Annotated in this window: 9 protein-coding genes and 2 pseudogenes; 1 reads left to right on the top strand and 10 read right to left on the bottom strand. The window is 56.1% G+C overall.

The window, feature by feature from the left end:
* Positions 1-54: 54 nt before the first annotated feature.
* Positions 55-621: pseudogene (locus ACTJKQ_RS22780) on the top strand (IS3 family transposase); the annotation flags it as partial.
* Between the two features lie 54 nt (positions 622-675).
* Here the strand turns inward: ACTJKQ_RS22780 and ACTJKQ_RS22775 are convergent.
* From ACTJKQ_RS22775 to ACTJKQ_RS22730, 10 genes and pseudogenes are all read right to left on the bottom strand, one after another.
* Positions 676-1,086 (bottom strand): annotated as a pseudogene (locus tag ACTJKQ_RS22775) (ATP-binding protein); the annotation flags it as partial.
* 368 nt (positions 1,087-1,454) lie between these two features.
* Positions 1,455-2,690 carry an MFS transporter gene (locus tag ACTJKQ_RS22770; protein WP_440598166.1) on the bottom strand — a complete coding sequence of 412 codons (1,236 nt, stop codon included), beginning with the start codon at positions 2,688-2,690 and terminating at the stop codon, positions 1,455-1,457.
* A 316-nt stretch (positions 2,691-3,006) separates the two neighbouring features.
* Entirely contained in the window at positions 3,007-4,185 is a 1,179-nt protein-coding gene (locus ACTJKQ_RS22765; protein WP_440598171.1) for an FAD-dependent oxidoreductase, read from the bottom strand.
* Between the two features lie 982 nt (positions 4,186-5,167).
* Positions 5,168-6,103, bottom strand: a complete 936-nt coding sequence (locus tag ACTJKQ_RS22760; protein WP_440598165.1) for an alpha/beta fold hydrolase — start codon at positions 6,101-6,103, stop codon at positions 5,168-5,170.
* A 7-nt stretch (positions 6,104-6,110) separates the two neighbouring features.
* Positions 6,111-6,278 carry a hypothetical protein gene (locus ACTJKQ_RS22755; RefSeq protein ID WP_008907061.1) on the bottom strand — a complete coding sequence of 56 codons (168 nt, stop codon included), beginning with the start codon at positions 6,276-6,278 and terminating at the stop codon, positions 6,111-6,113.
* 11 nt (positions 6,279-6,289) lie between these two features.
* Positions 6,290-6,961, bottom strand: coding sequence for an N-carbamoylsarcosine amidohydrolase (locus ACTJKQ_RS22750; RefSeq protein WP_008907062.1), 672 nt, complete (start codon positions 6,959-6,961; stop codon positions 6,290-6,292).
* A complete protein-coding gene (locus ACTJKQ_RS22745; RefSeq protein ID WP_008907063.1) occupies positions 6,958-8,031 on the bottom strand; it encodes a hypothetical protein in 1,074 nt (357 codons plus the stop codon). The genes ACTJKQ_RS22750 and ACTJKQ_RS22745 overlap by 4 nt, the downstream gene beginning before the upstream one ends.
* Before the next feature lie 65 nt (positions 8,032-8,096).
* Positions 8,097-8,933, bottom strand: a complete 837-nt coding sequence (locus ACTJKQ_RS22740) for an alpha/beta fold hydrolase (RefSeq protein ID WP_440598164.1) — start codon at positions 8,931-8,933, stop codon at positions 8,097-8,099.
* Positions 8,930-9,706 carry a maleate cis-trans isomerase family protein gene (locus ACTJKQ_RS22735; protein WP_008907065.1) on the bottom strand — a complete coding sequence of 259 codons (777 nt, stop codon included), beginning with the start codon at positions 9,704-9,706 and terminating at the stop codon, positions 8,930-8,932. Before ACTJKQ_RS22735 ends, ACTJKQ_RS22740 begins: the two co-directional genes overlap by 4 nt.
* Before the next feature lie 167 nt (positions 9,707-9,873).
* Positions 9,874-10,662, bottom strand: a complete 789-nt coding sequence (locus ACTJKQ_RS22730) for a TetR/AcrR family transcriptional regulator (protein WP_440598163.1) — start codon at positions 10,660-10,662, stop codon at positions 9,874-9,876.
* Between the last annotated feature and the right edge of the window lie 329 nt (positions 10,663-10,991).

Here is a 10,991-nt window from a genome sequence, read left to right as displayed (position 1 = left end):
CGGTGACTTGTTCATGGCTCCATCTTCTCAAGAGTTGGAGCCTCCTCAAATCCCGGGGCGGTTCAGGGTGAGATCAGTCCAGCGCCTGAGAACATCATCAACCGCGACTTCCAGGCCTCAGCCCCCAACGAGAAGTGGCTCACGGACATCACGGAGTTCCAGATCCCCGCGGGCAAGGTGTACCTGTCGCCGATCATCGACTGCTTCGACGGGATGGTGGTGAGCTGGACCATCGGCACGAGTCCGGATGCTGAGCTGGTCAACACCATGCTGGATGCTGCTATCGAGACAGTGGCAGAAACCCCCGATAGGCCCGTGGTCCACTCAGACCGCGGAGGTCACTACCGCTGGCCTGGCTGGCTATCCAGAATGAGCGAGGCCAAGCTCACCCGCTCGATGTCCCGCAAGGCCTGCTCGCCTGACAACGCAGCGTGCGAGGGCTTCTTCGGTCGGTTGAAGAATGAACTGTTCTATCCTCGGGACTGGAAGAGCGTCACCGTTGAGCAGTTCATTGAGGTGCTCGACGACTACATCCGCTGGTACAACGAGAAGCGGATCAAGATCTCCCTTGGCTCTCTCAGCCCCATTGAGTATCGGGTGAGCCTTGGACTTGCGACATAAACCAGTCCAAGTTTTTATCCGCACCCCCCCCACCCTGGTTCGTGAGCTTCACGCTCACATTGTGGATAAGTTCTTGGCTATCTTCTCCTTCTTGGTGGTCTGTGGTGGTTGCTGTGCGGAGCTGTTCTTGAACCTGTAGCTGTCGTTGCCGGTTTCCAGAATATGGCAGTGATGCGTGAGTCGGTCCAGCAGTGCCGTGGTCATCTTGGCATCCCCGAACACACTGGCCCATTCGCTGAAGCTCAGGTTGGTAGTGATCACGACGCTGGTGCGCTCGTACAGCTTGGACAGCAGGTGGAACAGCAAAGCTCCTCCTGACGTACTGAACGGCAGGTAGCCCAGCTCATCCAGGATCACCAGGTCAGCATAGGCCATGCGGTCCAGCAACTGGTATTCCATCTGCTCGTCCGAGAGGTTGTACAGGCGCTTCAAGACGAGAACGCGCACCATCACTTCGGTGGGGTAGGCGGGGCGTCCTGCCTTGCGGCCCTCGCCCCGTGCCAACAGGTCTTCCACCAGTGCAGCGAGTTCAACGAAGTCGATGTGCTGGGCGATGGTCTGCAGTGGATCGCTTGCTTGGTCGAGTTTCTGTTTGCGCGAGGCGTCGGCGAACAGGTCGAACTTTAGGGCGCTACGGGGCGTGATCATGCGGTGGCTCGGGCTGTGGCGGGACTCAAGATTGACTGGGTGGGTTTTGAGAGGTTCCCATCAGCGTCTCAAGGAATCACCTCAGCCTACCCCGAAGAGCAAGTTCAAGCCGCATCCGCATATCACCCTCAGGGGTGATGGCTAATTCGGTAGATGGCGGTGACCGACTCATCGAACTTTTTCCGTCAGCTAACGTCACGCAGATCAATACCCTTGGTTTCTTTCCAAGTCCATACAACTGCGGCGGCGATCAATACAGTAACCGCAACATAAACGTTGAACGCCCATTCAAGCTTCATGCTGCTAAACCAACTACTAAGGTATGGTGCGGTGCCACCGAACAATGCGAGCGAGATCGGCAATGACATTCCCAGAATGCGGGAACGATATCGAGTTGGAATCTGCTCAGCGAGAATCGCAGGCATTGTTCCACCTACGCATCCGGTAAGGGCTAACATTAGGCCCTGAGCGGCGAACAGCGTCCAAGGATCGCTTGTGATCGACCTGATTAGCGGATACGAAAGAACGGCAACAGCGATGAAGTAGAAAATCGCTACTGGCTTGCGCCCGATCCGGTCAGAGACCCAACCCCAAATGGGCGTCGCGATGATGTAGATCACTTGTGCAAAAACGCTGGCAAGGAATGCATGCGCTGGACTCATGCCTCGCTGAGTGATCGCAAAGACGGCTGCATATCCAGTCCACAAGTAGTAGGGCAGTCCGACCCCCGCTTGGTAGAAGAAAATTCCAACTGAGCATTTCAGAATTTTCGCATTGCTCCACTCAGCACCTGACTGAATGTCAGCAACGTGAGACTCGTGTACGTCGCTCTCCATCATGCTACGACGCATGATTAGGACGGCCAATGAAAGCAATGCTCCCAGGAAGAAAGGGAGACGCCATCCCCAGCTATTCATATCCTCGGCCGATATAACTCGGTTGAGAAGCGCGCCGAGTAGAGTCGCCAGAATGCTGCCGATTCCAACACTGAAAAACATACTGCTTGACCAAAAAGCCCTGCGTTCTTTTGGTGCAATTTCAGCAACGTATGCATAAGACGCTGTTGCTTCGCCCCCGTGCGCGAAGCCCTGGACCAAACGTGCAACAAGAATCAAGAAAGATGCCCATCCCCCAATCTGGGCATACGACGGGATGACAGCGATCATCAGGCTTCCTAAACCCATCAGGACCATGCAACTAAGCAGCACTCCCTTTCTTCCGATTCTGTCAGCCAATCGTCCAAAAACTATTCCTCCAAGCGGACGCGAGACAAAACCAACTGCGAATACAGCGAGAGTTCCCAACAATGCAGACGTTGGATCTGCTGGGTTAAAGAGTGCTTTGGCAATATAGGTGGCAAAAACAGCGTAAATGGTCCAGTCGAACCATTCAAGAGCATTACCCAAGCCAGTAGCGATCATGGACTTCTTGCGAAGCAGAGTGCCAAGGGAGCTAGCTCGGTCAGAGTTTTCAGACAAGCCATCATGGCTCGTTTTTGAGTATGTATTAGACGACATTTATATTGTCTTCCTCGATTGATAGTGGGACTTTACCGATTGAGATTATCCGATGCATAACCTTGAAGAAAGGCATTGATCGGAAGTATCAGCTAGAAAACAGATGAGTATCGCAAGATCTTCAGCTCCTGAAATCAACCGCAATCTACTCATGCAGTTGATGTCGATGAAAATCTACTCATCTTATTCAACTGCTCTGTTTATTCGCTGAACGCGCACGCTAATAGACGGTTTCCAGCTTCTCCGTAAACCTGAACATCTCTCGCATTGCGTCCGGACTTTTTCCGATTTCTCTGGTGCGCCGGATCCAATCGTTCATGTCCGTTCCTGGTGCAGTTCTATATAATCTTTGCAAGTTTGATGTTGCACGAGGTGAAACCAGTTCAATGAATTTTTGCCGACGGTCGCGGTCGTAAACGTCCAGTATGTCTGCATTTGTGCCGTCGTGGATAACACGATTAAGAGCTTCCACGAGAGCAAAACTATCAAACATGCCGCCAGTTAACCCTAATCCACCAGTTGGATTGGTGACGTGAGCTGAATCGCCGACAAGGAGGAAGCGGCCTTGTCGCATCCGGTCTGCAACCCTCTGGTGCATTCGATATGGGGAGTATGAAACCACTTCGAAGCCGGCGCCCTGTGGCAGCAAATTCTCTAAATTCTTTTGAATGCGATCTTGCAACCCTTCAATCGGCAGCATCGGATCTTCCATGAACGTAACACGCCATAGATTTTTGCGGTCAATCCTGCATATGACCGAACCGTAAATGTCATCTACCTGCATGGTCGTATTTGCAAACCCGAACTGGTCAAGGTTGACCCGGGTGTTTGTTGCTACATAGCGCTCTGGCCATGTAATTCCAAAGAAGTTAGCACTCATTACGTCTCGACGTACGATACTCCCAGCGCCGTCAGCGCCAATAAGCCAATCACCCTCTAATTGATCTACGAGCCCGCCTGACTCCACTTCGACCAGCACTCCACCAGAATGTTCAGAGGCCTTGACGAAATTTGTAGAATAACGAAATGTCACGTTCGACATGCGTTTCAAATGATCAGTTAAGATCTGTGCTACCTTGTCTTGACCAAGATGCAGCGCATGTGAATACTGAATGTAGTCTTGTAGGCCTCGCAGGGACCAGTGGATCAACTCTTGGGTGTCATAGACTCGCCAAGCAAAGTCGTCTCTTACAAAACCTTGTGCTACACAGTCCTCAAGCACCCCGAGTCGTTCTAGATGCTTCATCACAGGATAGTGGTACACCAAAGCGCGTGGACTTTGGCTAATTTTATCTTCTGACTCGATGATGGTGACGCTTGTGCCAGAACGCGCTAGGCCAAGGGCTGTGATCAAGCCAACAGGACCGCCGCCGACGATTATTACGTGTCTTTTCATGATGGATAAATCCTTCTTACGGTTTAATTTTCTAGATCGATGGAGACTGCAGCGCTGCGTTATCCGTCAGGCCAGTGAAAAAAAGCTCACTAGTAGTGGATGCAGTCTTCTTGACACATATGTGGGAATTACTAACACATGTCAGCATTTCATCTCAGCTCCTAAATCAATCGGTCGACCGACCAATGACGTATTAAAAATGAAATTGACTCTATTGAGTGATGGGGTTTTCCCGAGTTTTAGGTTCCATTATTGAGCGATGCAGTGTGGCATGAATGGACTGAGCACTAATCGTGCCTGCGTGCCAATGACTATTTTCCCACTTGTGGTGCGGAAATGCACCGTTATGGTCACTTTTCCTGCACCTTGAAGCTGGGCAGGTCGTGCGCCCTGGTGCTACTTATGGGCGTACAAGCAAACCTTCGGTGGATCATGCGTTAGGGTTATTCGCCTAAGACAGAGCCACGAGGAAAATAAACCAAGGAGCATTGGTGAGGCCCGCCTGTACTTATGGTCCGTTGGAACCGCTTCAGACCGGCAGCCCATTGATCGCCGAATTTCAGATTCACATAGGGCATCGATCTAGATATCGCTTCTAGTCTCGGTCAGAAAGGCGCTTCGAGATTAACTGGTATACTTGGAAGATGCTGAAGTTATCAAAGTTCTACCAAGAATTCTTTGTGGTGACTACTATCGTAAGCGCAATCCAATGAGAAATTATTATCATGCTCAGACGTGCATATGCAGGCGTAGCCTGCTCACTGATTGATGAACCCATCACAAGCGCGTAACAAATGCCGTCCATTCTGATTTTCTCCTGATATGGGTTGTCTGAATTAGATGTCCCCGCAGCCGAGTACGGCAGATGAGCGGTACCTAAGGCGAGGTTTCTTCCTGAATCCCTAAAGTCTCCGGCTCAACTTCTTATGTGAGGTAATTTTCAGAGTCATAGTATTTATGAAATTCTATTTCGTTGACACTGCCTTCAGTTCGTACCGGTTACATGAATATGCTGGTTCACATGCGCGATAAGCAATGCTGCAATCTCATCGCTGTTTGTCTCCGACATGAGCATGTGTCCATTGCCGAAAATTCCGTGTTCTTCCAGAAGAAGGTGTGTCACGTTGTAGCCTAGCGATCTTAGATACGCAACAGAAGTGGCGTTCGACCTGCGCATCCAGGTCGCTTCGCCAGTCACGAAAGTAATAGGACGACGATACGGATCGCTAGCACCAGCGAAATCCGCTGCGCATAGCCCATTAGTGAACGTACCCTGCGCGTGCACAAGCCCAGGTTCTCCTTGGGGCTCGACGGCAATAATCGCCACTACCTGGGGGCCGCCTACAGCTGCCATTGCCCAGCCGCAAGGCCCACCTGCGGAATGCGTGAGCAACACGGTCTTGGAGGTGAGGGAAAACAGTTCGGGCGCGATGGCTTCGCAATGGCGCTGTGCTGCCGCGAGCGTTGTGGCCATCATCCCTTGACTAGCCATGAACCGATCCCCTGCTCGAGTGGCGTGGTTGGGCCATCGCGAGTGCTTCGCCGCCTCCGGCCAAAGCGCATGTTTGGCAGGCTCAACGAAGCGCGGGTGCAGTGTCTCGTAGTCAGGCAGAGGCAAAGCCGGGCCAAGTACGGCGTCGTTCCATTGGCTACGGCCGTGGCCGGGCCTATCCAGAATGAATACTGGAAAGCCCGCTTGCAAGAATGCGTGCGCCCAACCGGGCCTCCCGTCGGGCGTTCTCAAAAACTCCGAGCCTTGCCCCCCGCCTCCGTGAACGAAAGTTACCGAGACATCCTTTGCATTTACTGGCTTGAACCATTCCACATAGGCCGTCACGCCTGGAAAAGTCCTTCCTCGGTGTTGCTCAGTTTGCGTGGTCAGAAATCGGCCACCAAAATCGGCCAGCTTGTAAATTGACATAGCGCCGTCAAAACGCCATCAGGATCTTTTCGATGTGAACGACCAATGCCCGACGGCTGTCATTGATCCTGTCTTCAGCCTCGATGAGGGTCACGCATGTCCCTTCACGCGCCAAACACGGGGCGGTCAGCAGCTCGGCGTGGCCGCCGCCGGCAACGATAACGTATTGGGTCATGTTTTCTCTTCCTAAGCGTTGTTCGAAAGGGTGTCCACGGCGTCCATTGCCGAATCCATGGGCATGACAGCTGCGTACTTCTGCGACATATCGAACAGGTTGGCCTCATGCGGGCCCAGGGCGCGGTCGCCGCAGCAGTCGGAGACGACGAGCGGTCGAAAGCCCGACTGCATGGCGTCGACCACGCTCGCGCGCACGCAGCCGCTGGTCACGCAGCCGGCGACCAGCAAAGTCTTCACGCCACGCTGGGCCAACCACGGTGCGAGCATGGTCCCGAAGAAGGCCGACGGCGTGCTCTTGCGCACTACGTACTCACCAACGGCGGGGGCAAGCGCCGACACGATGGCACTGTCGTGGCTGCCTTCCTTGAGCGCGAGCATGCCGGGCACCTTGAGGCAGAAGATATTGCTGTCCGCATCGTCGTCCGAGAACACGATGCGGCTGTGCGCCACGGGCCATCCCCGAGCGCGAGCTTGTGCCAGCAGCTGGCGAGTCTGCGCGATCGCCTGCGGGATGTTTCCGCCGCCGAACACCGCTGGGTCGGCAAAGCCGTTGACGAAGTCGATGATGAGAAGTCCGAACGGCGCCTTGAGCGGCAGCGGCGTGCCAAAGCCCTGCCGCGCGTAGGCAGAAATGTCGCTCTGAGTGCCAACCGGTGGAACTACTTGACTGTTGTCGTTCACACGAGCTCCTTTCGGCGTGCACCGCGCGCCAGTCCCTGCTCGTCCTGTACCACGCCACGGACGACCACGGGGTGGCCGTCGAGCGCGACTGTGCAGTTGCGCATGGGAATGTCGATGTGGCAGGCCGTGGTGCGGCTACCGCCGGCCTCGTTGTTTGGCCCCATCGACCAGAGGAAGTTGCCCTCGAAGGCCCGAGCATCCATGCCGATGTGGCTCTCCTTGTTGTAGTGTGCGAGCATGGACCACTGGGCACGCGGCTGCAAGCCCCAGCCGATGTGTGAGACTGCGTAGGCTTCGGGGTCCTCGTAGGACGCCATGTACTCCCTAAGGATGTCCGCTTGCAGTCCGCCGCGGATGCGGGTAACGTAGCCTCGTTCTACGGTAAGTTCGATGGGATCGGTTACGTAGTCCTTCAAGGGCAGCAGGATGTCGCCGCGGTCCAGCACGACAAGTCCGTTGCTCTCTCCTTCATCCGGCCAGGTCAACACGAAGCCGCTGGGCCAGTGGTCCCAGCGGCCGGGCTGGTCGACAAAGCCGTATTCGCAGATCGCCGGGAAGCTGCCGATGTGGCAGCGAAGATCGGTACCGGCCGCCGAGGTGATGTGCACTTGTCGAGACGCCTCGATCAGCTTGGAGGCTGCCTGTACCCGTGCGCGATCCGCCTCAGTCGGGACAAGGCGACACAGTACCTCAGGGGGTTCAATGGCCAGCAGAATCTTGGTGCCCGACTGCAAGATCTCGTGCTGCTCAGGTGAGAACAGCAAGGTCATCAAGTCCAGCACGAGGTCGCTGGCTTTGAGCGCAGCAATCGCGGCCGGGTTGCCCGTGAGCGGCGTGGTCCCTAGATAAGCCAGCGAATCGCGACTGAGCGACTTTTCAGCGTTGACTGGCGGCAGGTCGAGGTGATTGACCCGGGCGCCCATGTCACTGGCTGCGGCAATCGCGCAGCGAACTGTCTGGCGGTGTGAATCCGCACCCGTTAGCACGGTTACGGTCTGACCGCATTCCAACCGAGACAGCGAAAGCACCTGCTTCCAGGCGCGGATCAGATCGACATCGGTCACCGACATAGGATGCTCCGCAAGGCCGTCACATTTAAAGAGATAAGGAGGTGCACAAGCATGCGTGGTAACTCTCAATCAACACGGTTGCCAAGGAAATCGCCCAGAGCGGCATAGAAGCCCTGCTCGTTGTCCCACGGAATCATGTGCCCAGCGCCGGGCACGCGCACATGCTGGGTCAGTGGGGCAAGACCCTGCCATTCGGCTACGTCCTCATCGCGCACGACATCGCCGCGCTCGGCCGTCAGTAGCAGCATTGGCTGAGCGATATGCCGCAGGTCCGCATGGATGTCATCGCGCCCGAAGTCCTCGAAGCTCTGGACGATGGCCGGCTCGTAGCAGGTGTGTAACCATTCGGCGCGCAACTGGCGCTGCTCCGTTGTCCAAGTGGGACAAAAGGCGCGCATGTCCTCGGCCGTCATACCGCGCGAGGCCTGGCGGATCGAGTCCACGTACCACGACAGGGCGGCCGGATAGGCGCGACGACCGGGGCCAGAGACCGGTGGATCGACGAGCACCAAGTGCGTCAATCCGCAAGGTTTTCTGCGCGCAGCGCGCACTGCAATGCGTCCGCCCATCGAGTGCCCGAGCAGCGCAAAGCGCTGCAGACCTAGGGCTTCGGCGAAAGCGAGCACGTCAGCAGCCTGCGAATCCAGGCCGTAATCCAAGACCGGCTCCGAGGAGGAAAGACCGCGTCCGCGCACGTCCAGCACATAGGTGTCGAACTGGCGTCCCAGACGCTCAGCGACAAAACCCCAGGTGATAGCAGGGCTGGTGATCCCCGGAATCAAGAGGATGGCGCTTCGTGCGGCGCGCTCTCCTTCTTGCCCGCCATAGCGCAGGTAGTGCTGGCGAATGCCGTTGCCGTGGATGTGGCCGCCGTACTGATAGGTGCTGGCAGAGTGGGTCACGCCAGCGCCTTGTTGTAGGGATAGGCACCCGAAAGCAGCGCGCCGGCACCAGGGACGACCGGATCCAAGCCCAGCTCCTTAAGTAGCGCGTAGGTGGTCGCGATAGATGCCGTGAGGACTGGCTTGCCGGTTTCGGCCTCTACCTGGGCTACGGCCGGCAGTGATGGCATCTGCACACAAGCAGAAAGTACGATCACGTCAGCATCCTTGTAGTCCATGCCGGCCACGATGGCCGGCAGTTTTGCCGGATCGTGGCGACCCACGTCGAGGTTGTCGGGAATCTCCAGCGCACGCCAGTCGACGATCTCGAAACCTTCGGCCGTGATGTAGTCCATGACCAGTTGCGTCAAAGGAATCATGTACGGTGCCACGAGGGCAATCTTTCTAGCCCCCATGACCTTGAGCGCATCAATAAGCGCGCCAGCACTTGTAATCACTGGCGCAGTGCCGCCATTGCCCGCCGTGCGATCAGTCAACCGCTTCTGCGAAACACGGTGGTATCCCTCGCCCATGGCCATGATCGCCACCAGGCAGGCATAGCCCAGCACATCCACGCGAGCGTCGCTGAGCTCGAGCGCACAGCGATCACTTTCGGCATCCATCGCCGCCAGTTCGTCCTTCTGTACCTTCTTCATCCGCATGCGGCTGGAGTGAAACGTGAACCGAGTGCCGGGGCGAACACTTGAGTGCGCCTGGAGCATGGCGGGGACTTCGGCCTCCATGGTCGTGTTGGAACTCGGCACAATCTGGCCAATGCGATACGTCTTCGTCATAGAACTCTCCGGTGATGTAGACCCTACACTGCATAGACGAAAATCTATTTAATCGGTCGACCGGCCAATATTATTCAAAAATTGAAAGATTGGCAAGAGCATCAGGGTTCGCACTAGGACAGGCGCTTCTGTAAAGACGCCCTCCGCTTGAGTCCAAACGCAGGTGCCTACCACGCCCTGGGCGTAGATGCCGCCTGGAAGCCGGTTGCCAGAAAGTTGGTCATGCGCGCTATGAGTTCGTCGGGATCGCCCGTCCTGAATCGCCCATCGGACAGATCCTCGAGCCGGTCCACATCCGCCAGCATATACATGTAGGTGCCAACAAGAAACACCATCCGCCAGCTGATATCGGCTGCATCCACCTGCGGCAGCAGGCCCTCGAGCACACCAATGTAGCGCTTGGTGCATTGGTCGTAAACGTCGCGTCGAAGCTTGAAGGCCAGCTCCTCCGGCTCGTTGTGTAACCGCGACTGTATCCGCACGAACGCCAAACCGCCCGCACCGCTGCGCTTGAGGTCGAACTGCGGTGAAAGATAAGCGCGGATGATCTCTGGCACCGTAGGCTTGCCGCCCGTTTTCTCCAGAAGCTCATCGAGATATCGGCTGCGCAGTTCCGACAAATACATCGCGCGGCGCTTGAACACCTCCTCGAACAGCGCGCGCTTAGTCTGAAAGTAGTACGAGATCATCGATTGACGGATGTCTGCCAGCTGAGCGATCTCACGCGTCGCCGTCAGTACATAGCCCTTCTCTGCGAACAACTGCTCAGCCACATCCAGAATCAGGTTGCGGGTATCACGATCCACTGCAGGCCGGCCGGCCCTCCGCTTTACGCCGCCGCCTGGCGAACCCACCGCTTTGAGTTGCGCGCGGTCTTTGCCCACATCAGCGCTTTTTTCTGGTGCCTCAGCCGATAGATTGCGTCCACGCGCGGCCGTTGTCTTGATTTCCTGCATCTAAATTGGTCTCTCTCATCGAGGCACGGTCGAACCTACGGGTCAGTCGGCTATCAGCGTCAGAAGCGCAGCCATGAAGATCTCTCCTGCCACATGCGCGTAAACCTAAGGCTTGCGCATCCGCCGAACACCGGGTGCAGCATGACCAACACGCACTTACTTTGACCGAAGCGCACGCGCGACCCCTCGCCTGCTAAAGCGATGAGCTTACCCCAACTGCCTGATAGTGGGCTTGACTCGCATGCCCAGCTTGATGAAGAGCTCAACTGCTCGGATTCTGTCTTCGTAGGAATACATGAACTACCTTCTAGTAGTCCAAGTTTTCGTCC

This window comes from Acidovorax sp. 22279, assembly GCF_052045435.1.
Taxonomy (GTDB): domain Bacteria; phylum Pseudomonadota; class Gammaproteobacteria; order Burkholderiales; family Burkholderiaceae_C; genus Acidovorax; species Acidovorax delafieldii.
This window is presented reverse-complemented; position numbering and strand designations above follow the sequence as displayed.